The organism is Bradyrhizobium commune, from assembly GCF_015624505.1.
GTDB classification, from domain to species: domain Bacteria; phylum Pseudomonadota; class Alphaproteobacteria; order Rhizobiales; family Xanthobacteraceae; genus Bradyrhizobium; species Bradyrhizobium commune.
Window position 1 is genome coordinate 6,091,173 of sequence record NZ_CP061379.1, and the last position, 24,237, is coordinate 6,115,409.

The 24,237-nt window shown below is 64.9% G+C and carries 20 protein-coding genes; 10 read left to right on the forward strand and 10 right to left on the reverse strand.

Going from position 1 to position 24,237, the window contains the following annotated elements; all coding sequences use genetic code 11:
• Positions 1 to 99 precede the first annotated feature (99 nt).
• The 4 genes from IC761_RS28550 to IC761_RS28565 all read left to right on the forward strand — a co-directional run bounded on the left by IC761_RS28550 (position 100) and on the right by IC761_RS28565 (position 8,825).
• Complete coding sequence (locus tag IC761_RS28550; RefSeq protein ID WP_195800008.1) at positions 100 to 6,546, forward strand: non-ribosomal peptide synthetase; 6,447 nt, start codon at positions 100 to 102, stop codon at positions 6,544 to 6,546.
• A gap of 48 nt (positions 6,547 to 6,594) precedes the next feature.
• Positions 6,595 to 6,858 carry a hypothetical protein gene (locus tag IC761_RS28555; RefSeq protein ID WP_195804894.1) on the forward strand — a complete coding sequence of 88 codons (264 nt, stop codon included), beginning with the start codon at positions 6,595 to 6,597 and terminating at the stop codon, positions 6,856 to 6,858.
• 258 nt (positions 6,859 to 7,116) lie between these two features.
• Complete coding sequence (locus IC761_RS28560; RefSeq protein WP_195800009.1) at positions 7,117 to 7,848, forward strand: 4'-phosphopantetheinyl transferase family protein; 732 nt, start codon at positions 7,117 to 7,119, stop codon at positions 7,846 to 7,848.
• The gene (locus IC761_RS28565; protein ID WP_195800010.1) at positions 7,845 to 8,825 is read left to right on the forward strand and encodes an LLM class flavin-dependent oxidoreductase; all 981 of its coding nucleotides are present in this window, start codon (positions 7,845 to 7,847) and stop codon (positions 8,823 to 8,825) included. The genes IC761_RS28560 and IC761_RS28565 overlap by 4 nt, the downstream gene beginning before the upstream one ends.
• Positions 8,826 to 8,952: 127 nt before the next feature.
• On the opposite strand, the gene IC761_RS28570 is transcribed toward IC761_RS28565, so the two are convergent.
• The 3 genes from IC761_RS28570 to IC761_RS28580 all read right to left on the reverse strand — a co-directional run bounded on the left by IC761_RS28570 (position 8,953) and on the right by IC761_RS28580 (position 13,084).
• Positions 8,953 to 9,978 carry a histone deacetylase family protein gene (locus tag IC761_RS28570; protein WP_195800011.1) on the reverse strand — a complete coding sequence of 342 codons (1,026 nt, stop codon included), beginning with the start codon at positions 9,976 to 9,978 and terminating at the stop codon, positions 8,953 to 8,955.
• Positions 9,979 to 10,113: 135 nt separating this feature from the next.
• Positions 10,114 to 11,055 (reverse strand): SMP-30/gluconolactonase/LRE family protein, encoded by a 942-nt coding sequence (locus tag IC761_RS28575; protein WP_195800012.1) that lies wholly within the window; start codon positions 11,053 to 11,055, stop codon positions 10,114 to 10,116.
• Positions 11,012 to 13,084: a PQQ-dependent sugar dehydrogenase gene (locus IC761_RS28580; RefSeq protein ID WP_195800013.1), complete on the reverse strand. Its 2,073-nt coding sequence runs from the start codon at positions 13,082 to 13,084 to the stop codon at positions 11,012 to 11,014. Before IC761_RS28580 ends, IC761_RS28575 begins: the two co-directional genes overlap by 44 nt.
• A 201-nt stretch (positions 13,085 to 13,285) precedes the next feature.
• Here IC761_RS28580 and IC761_RS28585 point away from each other — a divergent pair, with 201 nt between their 5' ends.
• Positions 13,286 to 13,519, forward strand: coding sequence for a DUF6894 family protein (locus IC761_RS28585; protein ID WP_195800014.1), 234 nt, complete (start codon positions 13,286 to 13,288; stop codon positions 13,517 to 13,519).
• Between the two features lie 9 nt (positions 13,520 to 13,528).
• Positions 13,529 to 13,699 carry a hypothetical protein gene (locus tag IC761_RS28590; RefSeq protein WP_195800015.1) on the forward strand — a complete coding sequence of 57 codons (171 nt, stop codon included), beginning with the start codon at positions 13,529 to 13,531 and terminating at the stop codon, positions 13,697 to 13,699.
• A 21-nt stretch (positions 13,700 to 13,720) separates the two neighbouring features.
• Here the strand turns inward: IC761_RS28590 and IC761_RS28595 are convergent, their stop codons facing one another.
• Entirely contained in the window at positions 13,721 to 14,494 is a 774-nt protein-coding gene (locus IC761_RS28595) for an enoyl-CoA hydratase-related protein (protein WP_195800016.1), read from the reverse strand.
• Between the two features lie 99 nt (positions 14,495 to 14,593).
• On the opposite strand from IC761_RS28595, the gene IC761_RS28600 reads away from it, so the two are divergent.
• On the forward strand, positions 14,594 to 16,183 hold the full coding sequence (locus IC761_RS28600) for a gamma-glutamyltransferase family protein (protein WP_195800017.1): 1,590 nt from the start codon (positions 14,594 to 14,596) through the stop codon (positions 16,181 to 16,183).
• Here IC761_RS28600 and IC761_RS28605 read toward each other — a convergent pair.
• Genes IC761_RS28605 through IC761_RS28620 form a run of 4 tightly spaced genes read right to left on the reverse strand, consistent with a single transcriptional unit; the run spans position 16,180 to position 19,653 of the window.
• The gene (locus IC761_RS28605) at positions 16,180 to 17,466 is read right to left on the reverse strand and encodes an NAD(P)/FAD-dependent oxidoreductase (RefSeq protein WP_195800018.1); all 1,287 of its coding nucleotides are present in this window, start codon (positions 17,464 to 17,466) and stop codon (positions 16,180 to 16,182) included. The two genes, IC761_RS28600 and IC761_RS28605, sit on opposite strands and share 4 nt — an antisense overlap.
• A 12-nt stretch (positions 17,467 to 17,478) precedes the next feature.
• Positions 17,479 to 18,210, reverse strand: coding sequence for an amino acid ABC transporter ATP-binding protein (locus IC761_RS28610; RefSeq protein ID WP_195800019.1), 732 nt, complete (start codon positions 18,208 to 18,210; stop codon positions 17,479 to 17,481).
• Positions 18,207 to 18,860, reverse strand: a complete 654-nt coding sequence (locus IC761_RS28615) for an amino acid ABC transporter permease (RefSeq protein WP_195800020.1) — start codon at positions 18,858 to 18,860, stop codon at positions 18,207 to 18,209. Before IC761_RS28615 ends, IC761_RS28610 begins: the two co-directional genes overlap by 4 nt.
• 28 nt (positions 18,861 to 18,888) lie before the next feature.
• On the reverse strand, positions 18,889 to 19,653 hold the full coding sequence (locus IC761_RS28620) for an ABC transporter substrate-binding protein (protein WP_195800021.1): 765 nt from the start codon (positions 19,651 to 19,653) through the stop codon (positions 18,889 to 18,891).
• 194 nt (positions 19,654 to 19,847) lie between these two features.
• On the opposite strand from IC761_RS28620, the gene IC761_RS28625 reads away from it, so the two are divergent.
• On the forward strand, positions 19,848 to 20,513 hold the full coding sequence (locus IC761_RS28625) for a helix-turn-helix domain-containing protein (RefSeq protein ID WP_195800022.1): 666 nt from the start codon (positions 19,848 to 19,850) through the stop codon (positions 20,511 to 20,513).
• Positions 20,514 to 20,572: 59 nt separating this feature from the next.
• Here the strand turns inward: IC761_RS28625 and IC761_RS28630 are convergent, their stop codons facing one another.
• Positions 20,573 to 21,838 carry a D-amino acid dehydrogenase gene (locus IC761_RS28630; RefSeq protein ID WP_195800023.1) on the reverse strand — a complete coding sequence of 422 codons (1,266 nt, stop codon included), beginning with the start codon at positions 21,836 to 21,838 and terminating at the stop codon, positions 20,573 to 20,575.
• 70 nt (positions 21,839 to 21,908) lie between these two features.
• A complete protein-coding gene (aptA, locus tag IC761_RS28635) occupies positions 21,909 to 23,237 on the reverse strand; it encodes an omega-aminotransferase AptA (RefSeq protein ID WP_195800024.1) in 1,329 nt (442 codons plus the stop codon).
• A gap of 149 nt (positions 23,238 to 23,386) precedes the next feature.
• Between aptA and IC761_RS28640 the strand changes: the two genes are divergently transcribed.
• Both IC761_RS28640 and IC761_RS28645 read left to right on the forward strand, forming a co-directional pair.
• Positions 23,387 to 23,935, forward strand: coding sequence for a cupin domain-containing protein (locus IC761_RS28640; protein WP_008561958.1), 549 nt, complete (start codon positions 23,387 to 23,389; stop codon positions 23,933 to 23,935).
• A gap of 144 nt (positions 23,936 to 24,079) precedes the next feature.
• Positions 24,080 to 24,232, forward strand: coding sequence for a hypothetical protein (locus IC761_RS28645; RefSeq protein ID WP_195800025.1), 153 nt, complete (start codon positions 24,080 to 24,082; stop codon positions 24,230 to 24,232).
• The last annotated feature ends 5 nt before the right edge of the window (positions 24,233 to 24,237 follow it).

The window sequence follows — 24,237 nt, forward strand, 5'->3', positions numbered from 1 at the left end:
TGGGGCCCCTCAACCACAGATTTTGGGGCCCAAACTTCACCTCAGACTGGACGCATTCCCTAACTTCTTGGAAGAATAGCTCAATCAGATCAAAAGGGAATGGCGTTGTCGGAACTTGCATCCGGAGCGGGAGAGGAAAAGGCCGGCTCGGGTCCGGAGACGAAAGTCTTCGCACATATCGGCGGCCTTCTCGACCTCTATGCACAAAAGACGCCGACGGCGCCAGCTTTGCTCGCCCCCGGCCGTCCGCCCCTGAGCTATGCCGGGCTCGGCGCCAGAACCGTGCATCTGGTCCGTACGCTACGCGGGCTCGGCATCGGGCCCACCGACCGGATTGCGGTTGCGCTGCCGCGCGGCGCCGACAGCGCGCTGGCGCTGATCGCGGTCGCCTCGGCCTGCGCCTGCATCCCCGTCAATCCCGACCTGACGGCCGACGAGCTGCAACGCTATTTCAGCGAATTGAAGCTGACGGCGCTCGTCACCCGGGCCGACCTGAACTCGCCGAGCCGCGATGTCGCGAGAGCGCTGGATATCGCGGTGATCGACTTCGTGCCGGGACCGGAGAGCGATCTCGGCGGGTGCGAATTCAAGGGGCCGACGATCGGGCTGGCCTGTACGAGCGGCGTCGCGCGCGGCGAGGATGACGCCTTCATCCTCCTGACGTCGGGCACGGCGGCACGGCCGAAAATGGTGCCGTTGACGCACCGCAATGTATGCCTCTCCGCCTACAACGCCGGCCACGTGCTGTCGCTCAATTCGCACGACCGTCTCCTCAATGCACTGCCACTGTTTCATGCCCATGGGCTGATCTCCGGCCTGTTGACGGCGCTGGCAGCCGGCTCCAGCGTGATCGTGACCGATGGTTTCGACGCGCCGTCCTTCTTCTCCTGGATGCGGGAGCTGCAACCGACCTGGTACACGGCCGTGCCGACCATTCATCGTGCGCTGCTGACGGCTGCGGAAGCCAACCCGGACCGCATCCGCTCGTCATCGCTGCGTGTGATCCGCTCGGCCTCGGCCTCGCTCGCGCCGGCGATCCTCAGCGGGCTGGAGACGACCTTCGGCGTTCCCGTGCTCGAGACCTATGGCATGACGGAAGCGGCCTCGCAGATCGCAGCCAATCCGTTCGAGCTGCGCAAGATCGGCTCGGTCGGCCGCGCCGCGGGCCCCGAGATCGCGATCATGGACGAGACAGGCCGCGAGCTGGCGCCGGGCGATCACGGCGAGATCATGCTGCGCGGACCGAACATGAGCCGCGGATATTATAATGACGAGGCGGCGACGCAGTCCGCATTCCGGAACGGCTGGTTCCGGACCGGCGATCTCGGCTATCTCGATGCCGACGGCTATCTCTTCATCGTCGGCCGCATCAAGGACGTCATCAACCGCGGCGGACAGAAGGTGTCGCCGCTGGAGGTGGAAGAGGTCCTGTTGAGCCATCCGGCGGTATTGGAGGCCGGCGTCTTTGCCGTTCCGCACCCAAAACTCGGCGAGAACGTCGCCGCCGTCGTGGTGCTGCGAGCGAGTTCCGAGGCGGGCTCGGACCAGTTGCGCCAGTTCGCGCGCAAGCGGCTTGCCGCCTATAAGGTGCCGAGCCTGATCCGCAGCGTCGCGGCATTGCCGAAAGGCGCAAGCGGCAAGGTGAAGCGCAACGCGCTGGCCGGGCTGATTGCGGCAACAGATGATGGCGCCGACGCCCAGTTGCCGCGCACGACGCTGGAAACCCAGCTCGCGGAGATCTGGGCCAATCTGCTGGAGCTGCCGCAGGTCGGCGTCGATCAGGACGTCTTTGCGCTCGGTGCGGACTCGCTCGCCGCAACACAGATGCGCTCCCGTCTGCGCGAGCGCTTCAATGTCGATTTCTCGTTCGAGGACATCTTTGATTGCGCCACGGTCGCCGCGCTCGCGGCGCGGCTGGAGACCGCTGCGGCCTATCGTGCGGCGGCGCTGCCGACGTGGCGTCAGGCGACCTCCGAGGGTGATGCGCCGCTGTCGTTCCAGCAGCAGCGGATGTATCTGCTCTCGCGGCTCGATCCGACCCGCTACAACTATAATGTCGTCGAAGTCGCGCTGCTCAGGGGCCTGGTCGACGTCGCCGCGCTTCAGTCAAGCTTGGCTGCAATCTGCGCGCGCCATGAGGCGCTGCGCTCGGTCTTCGTCGAAAGTGCGGGCGAACCGATCCAACAGGTCCTTCTGCCGCCGCCGCGGCTGGCGCGGGTCAAGCTCAAGCCTTGTCCTGCGGACAAGCGGGCCGCGATCGTCAGGCGCGAAGCGCTCAAGCTCGCGCAATACCCGTTCGACCTGGCCAGCGAAGTGCCGGTGAAAGTCACCCTGTTCTCGTTCGACAAATCGAATCATGCACTGGTGGTCAACGTCCATCACCTCGTCACCGATGGCTGGTCGCAGCGGCTGTTCTGGGAGGAGCTGGCAGCCGAATATTCCGCTGCGCGCAAGGCAAACGCCAAAGCGCTGCCGTCGTCCACTTTCCAATATCGCGATTTCGCCCGCTGGCAGCAGAGCTGGGCGCAGACACCAGCGGCCAACGAGCAGCTCGGCTACTGGCGGACGCAGCTCGACGGCGTCACCACGCTGCCGCTGCGGACCGACCGGCCGAGGCCGGAGATCTGGAGCGGCCAGGGCGCCCGTCACTATTTCGAGTTCTCCAAGACCCTGTCGGCCGATGTGAGGGTGCTGAGCCAGGACCAGGGCGTCACCCCGTTCATGACACTGCTTGCGCTGTTCCAGTGCCTACTGTTCCGCCACACCGGGCATGAGGATGTCGCAACCGGCTCGCTGATTGCGAACCGCAACCAGATCGAGAGCGAGCGCCTGATCGGGCTGTTCGCCAACACGCTGGTCCTGCGCAACGATTTCGGCGGCGACCCGACCTTCGGCGAAATGCTGCGGCGGGTGCGCCAAGTCACGCTCGATGCCTATCGCAATCAGGATCTTCCGATCGAGGAGGTTTTGCGTGCATTGCAGATCGTGCGACGGAGCGACGGCAATCCGCTGTTCCGGATCATGTTCATCCTCCAGAACGCATCGATCGAGGCGGCGCGCTTTCCCGGCCTGTCGACGCGCCGGCTGGAGATCGACCCGAAGGTCGCACGTTTCGATATCACGCTCGAGCTGGTCGAGGCCGAGGGCCGCTTCACCGGCTTCTTCGAATACGCCACCGATTTGTTCGACGCGGTGACGATCGCTGGCATGGCGGATCAGTTCAAGACCCTGCTCAAGGCGGTCATCGCCAATCCGGAGCAGCGCATCTCGCGCCTGCCGCTCCTGACCGCGGCCGAGCGCCGGCAGTTGCTGGCGTGCGGCCAGGGACGATCCGCCAATTTCGCGAGCCGCGGCAATCTATGCGAAAGGTTCGAACGCCAGGCGAAGAAGACGCCGAACGCGATCGCGGTGTCGGACGGGGCCGGATCGCTGAGCTATCGCGAGCTGGCGCGACGCAGCCAGGCGATCGCGCGATGGCTCGCGCGCGAGGATGTCGGTACGGAAACGGTGGTCGCGCTGCTTGCGGATCGCGGAACCGATTTGCTCGCGGCAATGATCGCAGTGCAGCGTGTCGGTGCGGCGTTCCTGAACGTCGACCCCGAGCAGCCGCCGGCACGGCTCGCGACCATCCTCGGATCAAGCTGCGCCCGCGTGCTGCTGACGGCGCGTGCGCAGTCGGCCATGGTCGATGCGCTGCTTGAGCCGCTGGTTGAGCGTATCCTGGTGGCCGAGCTCGATGACACGATTGCGCCCGGATCGACCAAGCCCGTCCGCGCGGCGCGGCGCGCGGCCTCAAGCCTTGCCTATCTCATCTACACGTCCGGCTCTTCCGGCGCGCCGAAGGGCGTCATGATCGAGCAACGCGGGCTGTCGAACCATCTGGCGTCGCTCGTCGCCGAGCTCGGCCTCACGCACAATGACGTGGTCGCGCAAACGGCGCCTCAGAGCTTTGTCATCTCGGTCTGGCAGTTCCTCGCCGGACCGATGGTCGGCGCGCGCGTCCATGTCTGTGCCAATGCGATCGCGCAGGATCCGATCCTGCTTGCTCGGGAGATCGAGCGCGAGGGCATCACCGTGCTCGAAATCGTCCCCTCGCTGCTCCGCGTGATCCTCGAACGGATCGACGAGGCGCCGATGCTGCGCGCCTTCTCCACACTGCGCGTGCTGATCTCGACCGGCGAGCCGCTGCCGGTCGACCTCTGCCGCGCCTGGTTCGCCCGTTGTCCAAAAGTACCGCTGATCAATGCCTATGGCGCCTCGGAATGTTCCGACGATGTTTCCCTGCACCGGCTGACCAAGGCGCCGGCCGAGACGACGAACAACGTTCCGGTCGGCGCGGCGCTGCCCAACACCCAGCTCTACGTGCTCGATCCCAATCTGGAACCGCAGCCGGTCGGCGTGGTCGGCGAGCTCTGCATCGGCGGCGCCGGAATCGGCCGCGGCTATGTCAACGATCCCGCACAGAGCCGGCAGCGCTTCATCCCCGATCCCTTCGCGCGCCAGGCAGGCAGCCGGCTGTACCGCACCGGGGACCTCGCCCGCCGCCGCGCCGACGGGACGATCGAATGCCTCGGCCGCGCCGATCACCAGGTCAAGGTCCGCGGCTACCGTGTCGAGCTGAAGGAGATCGAGACTGCGCTGACCGATCACGCGAGCGTGCGAGCCGGCATCGTCGAGCCGCGCCGCGACGCCAATGGCGATGTCCGGCTGATCGCGCATGTCGTCGCCAGGACCGGCAGTCAGACCAGCGCCAGCGAACTGCGCGACTTCCTCAAGGGCCGGTTGCCGGGTTACGCAATTCCGTCGGCGTTCCTGTTCCTGGACCAGCTCCCGCTCAATGCCCACGGCAAGATCGATCGCTCCGCGCTGCTGGCGCCTGCGCAACAGGAAGCCGCCGGAGCGGAGCCTGCCGTGCCGGCACGCCGCTTCACCGAAAAGGTCCTGTCCGATATCTGGACCGACCTGCTGAAGGTCGAGAGCCTCGGTGTCACCGACAATTTCTTCGATCTCGGCGGCCATTCGCTGCTGGCGGGCCAGGCCATGGCGCGCGTCGCCCGCGCGCTCGGCGTGTCGCTGCCGATCAAGACCATCTTCGAGGCGCCGACGGTCGAAGAGCTTGCCCGAAGGGTCGATGAGGCCGTGGTAGCGCAACCGCGCAGGCCGCCGACAAGCATGCCGCGGCTGGCCGATAGCGGGCCTGCCACGCTCTCGATCGCGCAGGACCAGATGATGCGGATCGAGCAGAGCCTGCCCGACCTGCCGCTGTTCAACCTGCCCTTCGCCTTCCAACTCCATGGCCCAATTGATCCACGCACGCTGGCGCAGGCCACCGACGACGTCGTACGCCGCCACGAATCGTTGCGGACGGCGTTCGGCTGGAGCGGTGGCGAGCCGGTCAGCCGGATCGCCGCGCCCAGCACGCTCGGCCCGGTCCTGACCGTCGAGACCATTGGCGACGGACGGCCCCACAACAACAAGCGGCGCAAAGTGCTCGAACTCAGGAAGATCGAGCTCCTGATCAAGCAGGAGACCTATACACCGGTCGACTCGACCCGGGCACCGTTGCTGCGGGCACGGCTGCTGCGGCTTCACGCCGAGGATCACATCCTGCTGCTGACGCTGCATCATGCCATTGCCGACGGCTGGTCGATCGGCGTTTTGTTCGAGGAATTGTCCAACCGTTATGCCGCGTTGGCCGGGCGCCCGTCCGTGCCGCTGCCCAAAATGCCGCTCGCCTTCTCCGACGTCGCCCGCTGGCAGCGCTGGTGGTGCGGCACCGATTCGGCGCGGCGGCAGGCCGCCGAGTGGACGGATGCCTTGCGTGACGCAACGCCTGTGTTCGACGGCCAAGCGAGCCCCGGCGCCTCCACCGGCCATCATCCGGTGAACCTGGAGCGTGAGCTGATCGCGCGGCTCACCGCTTTTGCCAGCCACCACAACGGCACGCCGTTCATGTGTCTTCTCACCGGCCTGAAGGCGCTGCTGCTGGCACGGACCGGACGCACGGACATTTCCGTCGCAACCGCCATGGCCAATCGCAGCCAGCCGGACACCGAGCGGATCGTCGGCCCGTTCGAGAACACGGTGATCGTCCGCAGCCGAATCACGCCGGAGCTGTCGTTCGCGCAAGCCTTGGGCCGGGTGCGCCAGAGCGTGCTCGACGCGCATGCGCGGCAGGAGCTGCCGTTCAACATCCTGGCCGACCATCTGGAACAGGAAGGTATCGATCCTGCCTCGCTGCTCCAGGTCTATTTCACGCTGCAAAATCCGCTGCGCCAGCCACTCGATCTGCCTGACGTCGCGGTGCGATCGGTCGGCAATGTCGCGCGCGAGGGCCAGCCGGTGCTGCCGATCGACCAGACCTGGCTGTCCCTGATGCTGAAGGAGCGCCCGACCGGGATCACCGGTTCCTGCAACTACAAGGGTGAGCTGCTGGACGGTGACATGGTCGGCGCGTGGATGGAGGACCTCGTTGCGCTGCTGGCGGCGGCCGTTGCCCAGCCCCACACGCCGCTCGGCCGGTTGCTGGATCGCAGAGCGGCATGACCGGCCGTTGGTCCGGGCCGAACACGGGTTCACCCGCCAAAGCTGTGAATGATCAAGTTGCATCTTGATTATTTGGCGCTTGCCGCGCAAGATTATTCCCGCGTTTTGATTTGGACGATTATTTTCAACCGGGGGAGTGTTATGGGTTTCATCAAATTTGCTAAGGGCACCTCGCTGAGCGACAAGGACCGCAAGGCCCTGCAAAAGCTGCTCACCGACGAGAAGAAGAAGCTTCAGGCCGCGCTGAAAGAGGTCGACGCCACGCTTATGATCGTGGGCGGCTCGAAGAAGAAGGCCAAGAAGAAAAAGTAAGACTCGTCGGCCGGGACGCCGCACGAATCTTCCGACTTGGTTTTTCGGACCGGGGTTTTTCGACTTGGTTTTTCGAAACTGGGCCGCTCGCTTGTCGAGTTGGGGTCTCGCACAAGCTTGCGCCTGTAAACCGGCCAGCAATCGACAAGAATTTGCCCGGGTGGACCGCTAGAAGCGGTCCGCTCAGTTGCTTTCTGGTCGGTTGATTCTTCCGTCAGCGCCGGATTTGGCCTCCGCCTGACGCCATGGGCCCAATTGATGGCAGACGACGGAATTGAACTGTTTGTCGGACTGATCGAGAGCATCGACACGCCGGGCGCAATCGATGCATGCCGGCGCTTGCTCTCGACCGACGAACGCGCGCGCGCCGATCGCTTCATGTTCGAGCGGCATCAGCGACAGTATATCTTCGCGCATGCCATGTTGCGCCTCGCGCTCTCGCACGCAGCCCCCGATGTCGCGCCCGCCGACTGGTCGTTTTCGGCCGGCCGTCACGGGCGGCCCTTTATCGCGGCGCCCGCAACCGCGACAATGCTGCATTTCAGCCTGTCCCATGCCGACGGCTGCGTGGCCTGCGTTATATCCCGGCACGAGGCCGTCGGCGTCGACGTCGAGACCGTGTCGCGGCGTGTCGCGCCGCTGTCCACCGCGCTTCGCTTCTTTGCGCCGGAAGAGGTCGAGACCTTGCGCGCACTGCCGGATCCGGCTGCGATCGAGCGCTTCTTCGACTATTGGACGCTCAAGGAAGCCTATCTGAAGGCCAGGGGTTTTGGGCTCAATCTGCCGCTCGACGCATTTGCGATGCAGGTGTCGCGGGAGGCGATCGAGATCAGCTTCAAGCCAGATATCGCCGACGATCCGGCCGGATGGCGCTTCTCGCTGTGCTCGCCGTCGCCGTCACACCGGCTGGCGATCGCCGACGGCTCCCGCGCGGCCGGCGGGCTTCCCATCATTCGCAACGCTTGGCCGCTCCAGGAAGCAGCCGAATGACGCCGGCGCGGCTGCGCGTCTTTCCCGCGGTTTCGCGCAACCGCGATCCCAAGACATATGTCGGCGAGCTGATGCGGGTGGCAGAGTTCGCCGACCGCAACGGCTTCGAGGGCATTTTGCTGTTCGAGGGCAATGACGTGTTCGTCGAGCCCTGGGCGATGGCCCAGCACATCATGGCGGAGACGACGCGATCCTCACCGTTGATCGCCGTCAACCCGGTCTACATGCATCCGTTCACGGCGGCGAAGTTCGTCTCCTCCTTTGCGCAGCTCTACGGCCGCAAGGTCTATCTCAACATGATCACGGGGACCGCGGTCAGCGACTTGCAGGGGTTGGGCGACAATCAGTCGCATGCGGACCGCTACGTTCGACTGGGCGAGTTTGTTGCGCTCGTGCGCCAGCTGCTCTCAAGCCCGCGGCCGGTGAATTTTGCGGGCCAATTCTATCGCGCAAGCAATTTGCAGCTGCGGCCGCGCCTTGCGGCCGAAGTGATGCCGGAGTTTTTGATCGCCGGACAGTCGGAGGCGGCGCAGCGGGTGGCGGAGGAGACCGGCTGCATCAAGATGCAGATGCTGCCGCCCGATCTCGATCGCGGCCTCAATGCGCCCGGAATGAATTTTGGCATCTTCGCGCGCGAAAGCGCCGTTGAGGCGCGGCAGGCGGCAAAGGCGCGCTTCCGCGACAATCCCGACGATCGCGAGCTGCTTGCGCTCACCGTGGAGAACTCGGACTCCGTCTGGAAGCGGCGGCTGTATGAAGGGCAAAGCGGCGAGCTTGCGGACAACGGCTACTGGCTGTTGCCATACCTCACCTTCCAGGCCGACTGCCCCTATCTCGTCGGCGGCTATGCCGAGATCGGCGCGAGGCTGAGGGATTTTGCGGCGAAAGGCCTCACCACGATCATGCTCGACGTGGTCGCCGATGAAACCGAGATGCAGCACGTCTGCAAGGCGCTCAAGGCGAGCGGGATGTTTTGAATCTTTGCGAGCGGTGCTCTCTCCGCGTCATGGCCGGGCTTGTCCCGGCCATCCACGCCTTACCACATCGAAGAACGTGGATGCCCGGGACAAGCCCGGGCATGACGACCCTCCCTAGACGCGAATCTCACCGCGCCTCTTCAAATCCCGCGAGCACCGAGGTCAGGTTCGCGCCCAAAATATCCGAGAGATAGCCGCCTTCCTGCACGAACATGGTCGGCAGGCCCATCTTCGCGATCGCTTGGCCGATGCGGCGGAAGCCGGGCGTGGTGACGGCGAGGCCTTTCAGCGGATCGTGCTCGGATGCGTCGAGGCCGAGCGCGATCACGAGCGCGCCGGGCGCAAAGGACTCGATCGCCTTGCGCGCGACGTCCATCGCCTGGATGTAGCCGTCATCGCCGGTGCCGATGGCGAGGGGAATGTTGAGATTGGTGCCGAGGCCAGCGCCCTCGCCGCGCTCATGGGCGTAGCCCCACACGAAGGGATAGTACGCAGCCGGATCGGCGTGGATCGAGATCGTGTAGACATCGGGCCGTGCGTAGAAAATGCCCTGCGTGCCGTTGCCGTGATGGACGTCAACATCGAGGATCACCACGCGCTCGTGCTTGAGCCGCAGATGCGCCGCCGCGATCGCGCTGTTGTTGAGGAAGCAGAAGCCGCCGGCCATGTCGCGATAGGCGTGATGGCCGGGCGGACGGCAGAGCGCGTAGACCGCGTCCTCGCCGTCCATCGCCATCTGCGCCGCGGTAACTGCAACGTCCGTTGCCGCGCAAGCCGCGGCCCAGGTGCCCGGACCGATCGGTGCTGCGGTGTCGGCCGTGTGCCAGCCGAGCTTTCCGACGATATGCGTCGGATAGGTCGCGGCATGACGCACGGGATGGATGTTGCCGATCATCTCCGGACCGGAATCGCCGAGCGCGGTCCAAGCGTCCCAGGCCTCGCTGAGGAACGCGAGATATTCGGGGCTGTGAATCCGCGCTCGCGGGCCCTGCCCGAATTTGATCGGCTCGACCAGTTGATGCTTGCCGTCCTTCAAGCCCTTGAGCAGGCGGTCGGCGCGCTCGGGCTGCTCAGTCGTGCGCTTGACGACACCGCGAACCAGGAAGAATTGCGGATCATGGCTGCGGTGCAGTTCGGTATGGACGGCCTTCACTCAAACACTCCGTGGTCGCATGCTGTCTGGACAGTGCCACAGCTGTCTTGATCGCTGCAGCGGCGAGATGCAAGCAAGAAGAATGCCGCCTTCGCGCCACGGCTCTGCGCCACGAGCAGACCGCCTTTGATGTGCCTAGCAGCGTCCGCGCTGGAGGCAGTGCTCGCGGCCCGGCTGATCGGTGCGGAAGGCCTCGATGAAGCCGCCCTGGCGCTGGGTGACGAAGACGGTCTTGCCGTCGCTGCCGCCGAAGGCGAGGTTGGTCGGCTCCTTCGCCTTCAGCGCGATCTCGCGCTCGACCGCACCACTGGGCTTCATCAGCGCGATCGTGCCCTTGAGAATGCGTGCGATGTAGAGACGGCCGCTGACGTCGGTGCGCAGGCCGTCGATCGTATCGGGCTGGAATGATTTCACGAGCTTTGCATCGGTGAGCGCGTTGCCGTTGACGGCGTAAGACCACACCTGGCCATTGCTGGATTCGCCGACATAGAGCGTCTTGCCGTCGGGGCTGAGATCGATGCCGTTGGTGGTGCCCATCGCGCGCGGCGCCGTCATCACCTGCCCCTGCACCGAGCCATCAGCGGCCTTTGCAACGCGCCAGATGTGGCCTTCGCGGCCCTTCCAGTTCGGATCGCTCGCATAGATCGTGCCGTCGCGGGCAATCGTGATGTCGTTCGGCTGGTTCATCTCGTCCGAGTGAAACCAGACGGCGGGCTCGATCGCGCCTTTCGCGATCGCGAAAATGTTGTGCTTCTTGTAATCAGCGATGAACATGGTGCCGTTGCGATCGAACCGAATCGCGTTACCGACGCTTCCCTCGGGGAGTGCCATGAAGAGCTCCGACGCCGCACCGCCCGCAGGCAGCCTGCCGATGGTGCCGGGCCTGCCGAGATTGACCACGAACAAATTGCCGTCGAGATCTGCCGCGGGCCCCTCGATACCGAACGTATATTCGCTGGCAGGTGTCACCTGCACGCTGTCGAACAGCTTCGTCTCGGTTGCGGCCAGCGGCGTCGCGATGGCGAGCAAAATGCTACTGCACAGGCACCAGAAATTCCTGCCGGATGTAATAGCCATCGTCGTCGCTGCACTCGCCATTCAGATAGGGATCGGCCGGCCGGAAGAATCGGCTGAAGCCGGATTTGTCTACAGCGTTCCTTTGTGTCACGACGACGACCTTGGCGGCCGGTATTTCGCCGCATTCCTTATTCGTCTTGCCAAAAAACTTGCGCTGCGGCGGCCCGGGCTTGATGCGCATCCGCGTTCCCGGAACCATCTTTGCGACGAGCAGGTCCGCGGTATCAAGCAGGCCTTTGTAACCGGGCTCCGTCTTCGGCAGATTTTCGCCGCCAGGCGGCATCAGCTTCTCTGCGCCGATGCCGCGCAGGCGCGTGCGCAGCTTGCCGGAGTCGGGATCGCCCGGATAGATCCAGCCGTCCTGCGACAGCATGAAGCGCAGCGCGGTTGCGTCCTTGTCCGCATCCGATTGTCCCGTCTTCAAGCCGAAATCCGAGTGGCAGCCGAGGCAGTGCTTTTCGACGAGACCTTTGCGCAAGCTGGTGAGCCGGACGCGGTTCTGCGCATCTTTTGCAACGAAGGCCGCAAGCTGGTCGATCAATGCCTGGCTGCGGGTGTCGCAGGGCAAGGGCGGCGATGGATCGCCCGCGGCACGATCGATGCGGATCACCGTCTGGTTCTTGTCCTCGACCAGCCAGATCGCGCCGTCCTCCGCAACCGTCATGCCGACGGGCGCGCCTTGCGGTCGTGCGCCGTTGACGCGGTGCCAGCCGGCGATCAGCTCGTCGAACGGCGCAGCGGGTACCTCGCCGGCATCGGTTTGAAAACTGCGGGTCGAGTCGGCGGTGCAGCTCACATGGTAGCGCACCGGCGCTGGCGTAGGTTTTGGAAAACCGTGGTCGTCGACATCATAGACGAGGACACGGCTGCCGGTCGGACGATAACCATGCAGGCCGACCAGCAGCTTGCCTTCGAGCTCCGGGAATTTGGCGCCGTGATAATAGAGCATCGCGAGCGGCGCGCCGTGCGGCGGCATCAGCGCGAACGGCGGCTTGTAGAGCGCGTTCGCCGTGCAGAGCGATTTGTAGACGCCCGACTGCAGCACGCTTTTGAACTCGGGGCTCGGCGTCGACAGATCAAAGCAATAGGGCCAGCCATAATGCCTGCCCTGTTCGATCGCGTTGATCTCCTCGTTCGGCTTGAAGATGTCGGGCAGATCGCGGCCATTCTCGCCCTGAAGAAAGGCGTAGCCGGCATCGGGGAAATTCGCGTGCAATGCCAGCGCCATCGAATTGCGCAAGCCGCGCGCATACACCGTGTGCGGTGGATCGGGATCGTTCGGCTTCAGCGCCGGGAGGACACCGCCTGAGGGCGGGGTGAACAGCCAGATCGCGGCCATGGCGGAGGCGCCTTCCGCAGGCGCGCAGGGTTTCGTGATCGGCGCGGGCGTGATGCAGTCGTCGCTGTGGGCGCCGACATTGACGAACAGCCGGCCATTTTTGTCGAACACGAATTGCTTGAGCGGATGCGCGCTCTCGCCGAGCTTCGTCCCATCCGGCAGGGTAATCCGACGGCCCGGCATGTGGCGGATGACGGTCTCGACCGTGCTGCGTGGATTGTCCGCGAGCGGATCAAAGCGGAAGATCGTCTCCGCGCTCGAGGCATAGAGCTTCTTGTCAGGGCCGATCACGAGGCCGAACGGATATTCGACCCCGGTCAAAAGCTCCTTGAACCGCTGGCCTTGCGGAGCATGCGGATCGAGCAACAACAGCCGGCCGTCGGTGTGGCCCCAGCCGCCCATGTCGGCGACCACAAACAGGTCACGACCGGGCACCTGGATGATCGAACGCGGAAATTTCAGACGATCCTCCTCGCTGGCGACGAGGCCGGCGCAATATCCCGCCTTCATGTCGATCTGGAGTCTGGGAAACGCGAGATCGCCGCTGCCGCAGCTGTCTGCCCCGATCGCATAGCCGCTTTTCCTGACCGGCTCGGACGATGCCGGCGCGAAGCCCAGCAGCGCTCCGACCAAAACCGCTGCAAAGAAGCGCAGATTTCGGCGTTCGCTCCCGAATGTGAACTGGTTCACGGCGGCCCCCGGACGTCCCGCGAAACTTGTTCCATGCCGCCTGAGCGTCGTCCAGCCATCACCCGCCTGTGATTAAACCTGTAACGACCTTGGCGCCGACCAATCTCCGTAAATTCCCTTACCGGGCTCGACCCGAATGTTTCGCGAAGGCTTCAGGTGGTATCGATTTGCCGTCCCGGTCGCTTTCTACAGGAGGCGCTTATGGTCCAGGTCTATTTCCACTGCTCCAATCCCGAGGGCACGCTGATCGACCGCTACGGTTCCGCCGTGGCCAGCCTGACCGAAGCGCGCGACCGTGCCGCCCAGATCATGCACTCGATGATCCAGACGCCCGGCTCTGAAGATTGGCGCGATTGGGTGATCCATGTCAGCGACGACGACGGCGAGGAGATTTTCGATCTCCCCTTCACCGCCATGCTCGGCAAGCCGCATTGAGGTGATGCCGTGCTGTTCGTTTCATTATTTCGCCAGCCTCTGAACTTCGTCGCCAGCAAATGGCAGAAGCTGGTCCGGATCGCGGGTAACCCCTACCGGCCCGAGCTGCACTACATGCGTGGCCCTGGCCCGAAATGGCACGCCAAGTATCAGGCCAGCCGGTCGAACCGCGGGCTCTGAGCGCAGGCTGCGCCGCCTCCCCTACTTGCCGGTGAACTTCGCCTTGCGCTTCTCGACGAAGGCATTGCGGCCCTCGATGGCGTCGGCACCCTTGCGGACCACGGCCTGAAGCTCGATCTCGCGGCGGAACTGCGCCTCATAGGTCGCATGCTCGCTCTCCTCGACCAGGGCACGGGTCGCGACCAGGGCGCGGGTCGGCCCCTCGGCCAGGCGGCGGGCCAGCGTCAACGCCTCCTCCATCAGCTTCGCATCGTCGACGACCTGCCGGACCAGACCGGTCTCATGGGCGCGTTCGGCCGTGAGCGGCTCGTTCAGCAGCATCAATTCGAGCGCACGCTGCCGGCCGATCAGGCGCGGCAACAGCCAGGTCGAGCCGAGATCCGGCACCAGTGCGATGCGGCTGAACACTTGAATAAAACTTGCCGATCGCGCCGCGACGATCATGTCGCCCGCCATTGCGAGACTGAAGCCGCCGCCGGCCGCGACGCCGTTGACGGCGACGACGACAGGCACGCGGCATTCGCGCAACGCCTTGAACGCCGGCCAATAGAGCCGCATGACGCCGGTCGCAATGTCCTCGCCGAGCGCCTCTGAGGCTTTCAGATTTTGGCCCGAGCAGAAGCCGCGCCCCTCCCCGGTCAGGATCAGCGCGCGAACGTCTTCGTCGCGCGTCATCTCGGCAATCGCGGCGGCGAGCGCGCCGAGCAGGTCGGGCGTCATCGCGTTCAGGCTTGCCGGCTCGTCGAGCGTCAGGATCCCAACGGCGCCATCCCGCGCCTGTTTCACACCTGCCATGCCGCATCTCCCTTTCGATGTTCTGGTTGGACGCAATGTGCCATTGTCCGCAGGCTTCGCCAATCGGGAAGCAGCCACGATCGAGATCTAGACGACATCATGCCTCATCAGTTCAGCCACACCCAGATCATCCGCAAGCCAGCCGTCAAGTCCAAGGGCGGAATTGTCGCAGCGCAGTCGCGGCGCGCGGCCGAGGTGGGGACGGAGGTGCTGGCGGCGGGCGGTGACTGCGTCGACGCGATCGTTGCCACCACATTTGCCCTGAACGTGCTGGAGCCCTGGAACAGCGGCATCGGCGGCGGCGGCGCGATGGTGCTCTACCGCGCCAAGGAAAATCGCTACGAGGTGATCGACTACGGCATGAGCGCGCCGCAAAGCCTGCGCGCCGCCGATTATCCGATCACCGGAGACCGCGTCGCTTCCGACCTGTTCCCGTGGCCCCGGGTGAAGGACGATCGCAACGTTCACGGTCCCGCCGCGATCGCCGTGCCCGGTGTCGTCGCGGGCATGGAGGAGGTGCATCGCCGCCACGCCAGGATGCCGTGGAAAGATCTGGTCGCGCCGGCCGCCGCACTCGCCGGTGAGGGCTTGCTGGTCGACTGGTGGACCACGTCGACGATCGCGGGCTCGGCGGCTGACCTTCGGCGCTATCCCGCGAGCGCGGCAATGTTTTTGAAGGACGGCCTGCCCCCGAGCCCGCCCTGGAGCGTCGAGGCGGAGACGCGGCTGCCGCAGGGCGCGTTGAAGGCGACGCTGTTGCACCTTGCCGAAGCAGGGCCGCGCGACTTCTATCAGGGCGATCTCGCCAAGAGCATCGCCTCCGACATCAGGGCCGATGGCGGCTCGCTGTCGGTCGAGGATCTGGCAGCGTTCCGCAGCCATTTGCGCGAGCCGCTGGCGATCCCCTATCGCGGCGGCAAGGTGCTTGCGACGCCGGAGCTGACAGCCGGGCCGACGCTGGCGCATGCGCTGCGCCTGTTGCAGCAGAATTTGAAGCCGGCAGGTGCGCCGGATGCAGCCGCCTATGCCGAATATGCCGCTGCCCTGCAAGCAGCCTATCGCGAACGGCTCAAGGACATGGGCGATGCCGACGGCAAGCGCTCGCTCGGCGCCGAGTATCTGGCGCCGGCCTGCACCACGCATTTCTCCGTCGTCGACCGCCACGGCAATACCGCCGCGGTGACCCAGACGCTGCTGTCATCCTTTGGCTCGAAATATGTGACGCCGCACACCGGCATTCCCATGAACAACGGCATCATGTGGTTCGACCCGACGCCGGGCACCACAAACTCGCTCGCCCCCGGCAAGCGCTGCCTCACCAACTACACACCGGTCATCGCCGAGACCAAGGACGGCAAGCGCCTCGCGGTCGGCGCCTCCGGTGGCCGCCGCATCCTGCCTTCGGTGATGCAACTCCTGTCCTTTGCGATGGATTTCGGCATGGACCTCGATGCCGCCATCCACCAGCCGCGCATCGACGCCAGCGAAGGCGCGCTCGTGCTCGGCGACACGCGCCTGCCGGCGGACGTTCGCAAGGCGCTCGCCGCGCGCTTCGATTATAAGGAGGCGCCAGTGCAGACCCTGCCGATGAAGTTCGCCTGCCCGAGCGCGGTGATGCGCGACGGCGACGTCAATTCCGGCGCGGTCGAGATTTTTCAGCCTTGGGCCGAGGCCGTGGCGGAGGGCTAGATCCCTAGCCGGTCCCGCACCCGGCCCGCGATCACCGCGCTCGTCACACCCACCGGCCAGAGCGCATGCATCGGGATCGGCTTGATGCCGGTGATGGGCATATCGATCTCTGCCTTGGCGCCGCCGAGCAACCGGCGTGCGAGCTGCGCACCCATCGCAGTTGAGAGCGCGACGCCGCGTCCGTTGCAGCCGAGCGAGATGAGGATACTCTCCGCCGGCTCGTGCACGTGCGGGTAATGGTCCTTGGTGATGGCGAGCCGGCTGTTCCAGCCATGGGTCCAGGCAACGCCCTTGAGCTGCGGCCATAGCCGCTCGGCGTAGCGCATGAGATAGGCGACGTCGGTCGGCGAGCTGATCCAGCGCATCGGGCCGCGGCCGCCCATCAGGAGGCGGTTGTGCTGGTCGATGCGGTAGTAGACGGTGATGTGGCCGCTTTCGTAGAGGACGGGGCGCGTCGGCATGATCGAACGGGCGACCTCGTCGGAGAGCGGCGCAGTCGCGGCAATCGACGAAAATACCGGCACGATGGTGCGGCGGAGCGCGGGCCAGAGATCGTCGGTAAAACCGTTGGTCGCGAGCAATACCTTGTCGGCATGGACCACCGCGCGCGGCGTCTCGATGCGCCAGCGGCGGCCGTCGCTACGCAGTGAGAGCGCCGGCGTTTCACCGTAGACTTTCGCCCCCGCCGAGATCGCGGCGCGCGCGAGGCCGCGGGCGTAGCTGAGCGGATGCAGATCGCCACCGCGCGCATCAAGCATGGCGCCGATATAGCGGTCGGTGCCGGTCATCTCTCGCAACTGCTGGCGGTTCAGGTAGGTGACCGGCATACCGCGGCGGATGCACTGCTGCGCCGTCTTCTCGATCGCGGCGGCGCTGGCCTCATTATAGGCTGCGCGCAGCGTTCCGTTCTGCCTGGCCTCGCACGGGATCTGGTAGCGGCGGATCAAATCGTGCGTGAAATTCGGCGCGCCGTAGGAGAATTCGATCATGCGGCGGCCGAGCTCAGCACCGAAATCGGCCTCGATCTGATCGGGATCGTGCTTCAGGCCGGGATTGGTGTGGCCGCCATTGTTGCCGGATGCGCCCCAGCCGGGCTCCTGCGCCTCCAGCACGAGCGCCTCAACGCCCTGTTCGGCGAGATGCAGCGCGGTAGATAGACCGGTGTAACCGCCGCCGATGATGGCGACGGAAACGATCTTGTCCGTATCGAGCGGAGGCGTTGCGATCGGAGTAACCGCAGTGTCGGCATAGAGGGACGGAGGCAGAGGCAGGCGCGCGTTCATGGCGAAGACCGATCAGAGCGGATGCAGCACGCGGCGCAGAAAATCCTGCGTCCGCGCGTGCTGCGGTTGATTGAGGACCGACTTGGCCGGCCCCTGCTCGACGATGACGCCGCCATCGATGAACAGCACGCGGTCGGCGACATCGCGGGCAAAGCTCATCTCGTGGGTGACGACGACCATGGTCATGCCATCGTCGGCAAGCTTGCGCATCACGCCGAGGACGTCGCCAACGAGCTCGGGATCGAGCGCCGAGGTCGGCTCGTCGAACAGGATCGCCTTGGGCTGCATCGCGAGCGCACGCGCGATCGCGACGCGCTGCTGCTGGCCGCCCGAGAGCTGCGGCGGATGCGCATCGGCCTTCTCGGCAAGGCCCACCTGGGCGAGCAGCATGCGGCCGCGCTCGAGCGCCTGCGCGCGGGGCTCTTTCTTCACAAAGAGCGGTCCTTCCACGACGTTTTCCAGCGCCGTGCGGTGGGGGAACAGATTGAAGCGCTGAAACACCATCGAGACCTGGGTCCGGATCTTCACGATCGAGGGCGCGTCGCGGTCGACTTTCAGTCCTTCGACGCTGATCTCGCCGCGGTCGTAGCTTTCGAGGCCGTTGATACAGCGCAGGATGGTGGACTTGCCGGAGCCGGAGGGGCCGACGATACAGACCACCTCGCCCTTCTCGACGGAGGCCGTGATGCCTTTGAGGACCTCGTTCCGGCCAAAGCTCTTGTGGACGTCGTTGAGCTCGATCATCGCTTGCCGGCCCGCTTTTCGAAGTGACGGACCAGCAGGATCAGCGGAATGCTCATGGTGAGGTACATCAGCGCCACCAACGTGAACACGTTGGTGTTCTTGAAGGTCGAGGACGCGATCAGCTTGCCTTGAAGCGCGAGCTCGGCGACCGTGATGGTCGAGGCCTGCGAGGAATCCTTCAACATCATGATCATCACGTTGCCGTAGGGCGGCAACACGATGCGCACGGCCTGCGGCAGCACCACGCGGCGCATGGTGAGCCACCAGCCCATACCGATGGATTGAGCCGCCTCGATCTGCCCCTTGTCGATCGCCTCGATGCCGGCGCGGAAATTTTCGGCCTGGTAGGCCGAGTAGGCGATACCGAGCCCGAGAATCGCGGCCTGCAGGGCGGAGAGCGTGACACCGAGATCGGGCATCACGAAGTAGAGGTAGAACAACAGCACGATGATCGGGATGCCGCGGATGACGTTGATCAGGCTGCCGCTGAGCATCGACAGCGCCTTGATGCCGGAGACCCGCATCATCGCCCAGACCAGGCCCAGCACCGTCGAGAGCAGCAGCGAGCCGATGGTGACGACGATCGTCAGCGCGACGCCGTTCATCAGGATCGGGAAGAACTCGACGGCGTCGTGCCAGAAGCCTTTCATCGGGCAACCTTCGATCAGCCTCTATTGGTCAGCCCTGCGCCTTCTGACCCCACTTCTCGAGAATCTTGTCGATGGTGCCGTTGGCCTTGAGCTTCGCCAGCGACGCGTTGATCTTGCCGAGCAGCTCGGTCTCGCCCTTGCGCACGCCGATGCCGACCGAGCCGACGGTGACGGGCTTGTAGCTGTCGACGAGCCGCACATCGGCAAAGCCGCCCTGCTTCAGATTGTAGGCAAGGATCGGATAGTCGGCGAAGCCGGCCTTGAGGCGGCCGGTGTTCACGTCGCGCATGATGTCGGGGATGGTGTCATAGGCCTTGACGTCGGCGAACAGGCCGGACTTCTTCAGTGCGTCGACGAAAGCGGTGCCGACCTGGGCGCCGACCGTCTCACCCTTCAGATCCTCCTGCGTGGAGTAAGCCTTGGTGTCGGTCTTCGGCACGACGAGGCCTTCACCATAGGTGTAGATCGGGTCGGAGAAGTCGACGACTTCCTTGCGCGGGGCGGTGATGAACATCGCAGCCGCGATGATGTCGATCTTGCTCGAGGTCAGCGAGGGAATCAGCGCCGAGAACGACATCGGCTCGATCTGCACATTGAGGCCGGCGTCCTTGCCGATCTCGGTGATGAGATCGACCATGATGCCCTGGATGGTGTTGGTCTTGGTGTCGAGGAAGGTGAAGGGAATGCCCGTCGGCGTCGAACCGACTTTCAGCACCTGCTGCGCCGAGGCCGGCGCCACGGTGGCAATCGCGAGCGCCGCGACCGCGGCCTGAACAATACGCTTCAGCGGCATCGTATTCCCCTTTGGGTCCGACCGGTGGCGGCGCTCGCAGATGTCGTTATCACAGACGCTGATCGCAGACATTGCGGGGCAAGCCGTTTCGGCCTATTTTCACCAATATGAAAATTTGGTCACACTTTCGCGGACGTTGCAAGCGGTTTTCATGCACATGAAGAGAGCGGTTTGACGTGAGCGGTGGCAAAAGAATGCGCAAACCGGCCGCCGCAAAGCCGGTCAGGAAGGTGAAGGCCAAAGCGAAGGCTATCACCAACAAGGCCATCATCAAGCCGGCCGAGCCTGCAATGGACGTCGCGGTCGGCCGCCGCATCCGCGATCTCAGGCGTGTCAGGCAGTTCTCGCTCGAAACCGTCGCCGCACGCACGGGGCTTTCGATCGGCTTCCTCAGCCAGATCGAGCGCGGCCTGTCGTCGCCCTCGCTGCGCGTGCTGGCAACGCTCGCTGACGTGCTTGGCGTCGGCATCGCGGCGCTGTTCGGGGCAAGCCCGAGCAGCGATGGCGCATCCGATCAGGTGGTGACGCGCGGATTGCAACGACCCGAGCTCAAACTTTGGCGCACCGGCGTCTCGAAACAATTGCTGAGTCCGGCGAGCGCCGACAACAAGCTGAACCTGTTCCTGGTGCATCTGGAGCCCGGCGGCTCGACGGGCGACGAGCTCTACACCCATGACGGCGAAGAGGCCGGCCTGGTGCTCGAGGGCGAGATGATGCTGACGGTGGACAGCGAGACCTGGTCGCTGAAAACCGGCGACAGCTTTCGCTTTGCGAGCCGAAGGCCGCACCGGTTTTCAAATCCGGCGGATGATTCGAAGGCCGTGGTGCTGTGGGTGAATTGCGTGACGGGGGCGGGGTAGCTTTCCGGCCTCACACCACGAGCACAACTCCAACCCCGTCATTGCGAGCGGGTGGATTCTCACCCGAACCGGTGTTGATACCGATCCACCGTCAGCGCGCCGACATCGATGTCCGGCTTCTTGCCCGACAGCATGTCCGCGAGCACGCGCCCCGAACCGCAGGACATGGTCCAGCCGAGCGTGCCGTGCCCGGTATTGAGGTGGAGGTTGGCGTACCTGGTCGGGCCGATCACGGGCGGGCCGTCCGGCGTCATCGGGCGCAGGCCGCTCCAGAACGTCGCCTCGGCAAGATCGCCGCCGCGCGGGAACAGATCCGTCAGGGAATGATCGAGCGTGGCGCGGCGGGCGTCGTAGAGCTTGGTCGAGAAGCCTGAAATCTCGGCGGTGCCGCCGACGCGGATGCGATTGCCCAGGCGCGTGATCGCGACCTTGTAGCTCTCGTCCATCACGGTGGATTCCGGCGCGCCGGAGGCGTCCTTGATCGGCACCGTGATCGAATAGCCCTTCACGGGATAGACCGGCAGTGAAATGCCGAGCGGCGCGACCAGCCGCGACGACCAGCTTCCGAGCGCAAGCACGTAGCTGTCGGCCTGCAACAGGCCGGCACTGGTCGCCACACCAGTGACACGCGACGCATCCGTCACGATGCCGTTAATGCCGGTGTTGAACATGAAGCGCACACCGAGCGCTTCGGCATGCTTGGCCAGCGCCTGGGTGAACATGTGGCAGTCGCCGGTCTCGTCCTGCGGCAGCCGAAGGCCGCCGACGAATTTCTCCTTCACGCCGGCGAGCGCCGGCTCGACCGCGATGCAGCCCTCGCGGGTCAGCGTCTCGTAAGGCACGCCGTATTGCTTGAGCACGGCGATGTCTTCGCCGGTGCCGTCGAGCTGGGCCTGGTAGCGGAACAGCTGAAGCGTGCCCTGCGAGCGTTCGTCATACTGAATGCCGATGTCGCGGCGCAGATCGCGCAGGCAATCGCGGCTGTATTCCGCGATCGGGATCATGCGGCTCTTGTTGACCGCGTAGCGCGCACTGGTGCAGTTGCGCAGCATTTTTGTGAGCCAGACCCACATCACCGGATCGAGCTTCGGCCGGATCACCAGCGGGCCGTGCTTCATCAGAAGCCATTTGATCGCCTTGACCGGCACGCCGGGGCCGGCCCAGGGCGACGAATAGCCGGGCGATACCTCGCCGGCATTGGCAAAAGACGTCTCCAGCGCCGGCGCAGGCTGACGGTCGACGACCGTCACCTCGTGACCGGCGCGGGCGAGGTAGTAGGCAGTGGTGACACCAATGACACCGCTGCCGAGGATCAGAACTTTCACGCTACCTCAAACTCCCGCGGCATCACGCCCGCCGCTGCAAGAAACACTTTCGCAACGGCGAGAGCAATTATCAGGCCACCCGCTTGATGGCGTCGCCCAGGATCGACACGATGTCGTCGATGTGGCTCTTCTCGACGATGAGCGGCGGCGACAGCGCGAAGCTGTCGCCGCTCATGCGGAAGTACAGCCCGCGACTGAAGCAGTCGACCATGACGTCGTAGCCGCGCGCACCGACCGTGCCGTCGCGCGGCGACAGCTCGACCGCGCCCATCAGGCCGCAATTGCGGATGTCGACGACGTTGGGCAGACCTTTCAACGAGTGCAGCGCATCGCGCCAGTATTCGGCGATCGACGCGCCGCGCGTGAGCAGGCCTTCGTCCTTGTAGATGTCGAGCGTCGCGATACCGGCAGCGCAGGCGGTCGGATGCGCCGAATAGGTGTAACCGTGGAACAGCTCCATCTGATTCTCGGGGCCAACCATCATGCCGTCGTGAATCTTGCGGCTCGCGAACACCGCGCCGCAGGGAATGGTGCCGTTGGTGATGCCCTTGGCGGTCGTCATCAGGTCGGGCGTGACGCCGAAGAAGTCGGCGGCGAACGGCGTGCCGAGGCGGCCGAAGCCGGTGATGACCTCGTCGAAGATCAGCAGGATGCCATGCTTGTCGCAGATCTCGCGCAGGCGGTTGAGATAGCCCTTCGGCGGCGGCAGCACCGCGGTCGAGCCCGGCACCGGCTCGACGATCACGGCGGCGATCGTCTCGGCGCCGTGCAGGGCCACCAGACGCTCGAGATCGTCGGCGAGCTCGGCGCCATGCTCGGGCTGATCCTTGGCGAAGGCGTTGCGGGTGAGATCATGTGTGTGGCGGATGTGATCGACGCCCGGCAGCAGGGTGGCGAAGGCACGGCGGTTGGCGACCATGCCGCCGACCGAGGTACCGCCAAAGCCGACGCCATGATAACCGCGCTCGCGGCCGATCAGGCGGGTGCGGCTCGCCTGGCCGTTGGCGCGGTGATAGGCGAGCGCGATCTTCAGCGCGGTGTCGACCGATTCAGAGCCGGAGTTGGTGAAGAAGATGCGATCGAGGCCCTTCGGCGCGATCTCGGCAAGACGCTCGGCAAAGTCGAAAGCCAGCGGGTGGCCCATCTGGAACGAGGGCGCGAAGTCCAGCGTCATCAGCTGCCGCTCGACCGCAGCCGCGATCTGCTTGCGGCCGTGACCGGCGTTGACGCACCAGAGACCGGCGGAGCCGTCGATTACCTTGCGGCCGTCGACGGTGGTGTAGTGCATGCCCTCGGCCGAGGAGAACAGGCGTGGCGCCTTCTTGAACTGACGGTTGGCTGTGAACGGCATCCAGAACGAATCGGTCTTGATAGTGTTCGGAATCTGATGAAGGGTCACGGGCCACGCTCCTTTGCTGACCGCATAGCAGAGCCACGGCTTCAGAGGCGCAACAAGTCCTTTTCTGGTGATCTGCAAGCCATTGATTCGACTGGGGCTGCTGGTCCATATTTGCGCGATCCGCAACACCTGCAACACGGACTTTGGGCATGAGCGTCGACATCGGTGGACGGCTGCGATTCATCCGGGCCCGCCACAAGCTGTCGCAGCGCGAGCTCGCCAAGCGCGCCGGCGTCACCAATTCGACGATTTCGCTGATCGAATCCAACCAGATGAACCCGTCGGTGGGCGCACTCAAGCGCATCCTCGACGGCATCCCGATGGGGCTCGCCGAATTCTTCGCGCTGGAGCCGGAGAGCCGGCGCAAGATCTTCTACCGCGCGGAGGAGCTGACCGAGGTCGGCAAGAAGCCGATCTCGTACCGCCAGATCGGCGACAATCTGTTCGGTCGCAGCCTGCAGATCCTCAAGGAACGTTACGAACCCGGCAGCGACACCGGACGCGTTCACCTGGTCCATGACGGCGAGGAAGGCGGCATCGTGATCTCCGGCAAGCTCGAAGTCACCGTCGAGGACGAGCGGCGCATCCTCAATCCCGGCGATGCCTATTATTTCGAGAGCCGCCGGCCGCATCGCTTTCGCTGTGTCGGCGGCAAGCCGTGCGAGGTGATCTCGGCGTGTACGCCGCCGACGTTTTGAAGCGCATAGAGGACATCCGGACTCTTACGGAGCCCCGGTGTCTTACGGAGCTTGAGCCATCTCAATTTCCGCGAGCCAGGCCGCTATAGGTTGCGAGCCGCAGCCGAGAGACATTCCGGCGCCGCTTCATAACTGGGCTCGCAGATGAAGATCACGCTCGCCAATGCAGAGGCTGCGCTCGATGAAGTGCAGCGCGACACCGATAAGCTCCATTCGCAGGAGCTGCGAAAGGCTATTTGCGAATACATCGAGACGCAGCGGCAAGCGCTCAAGGCGCTCCGCAGGAAGCTGCATTAGCAGTA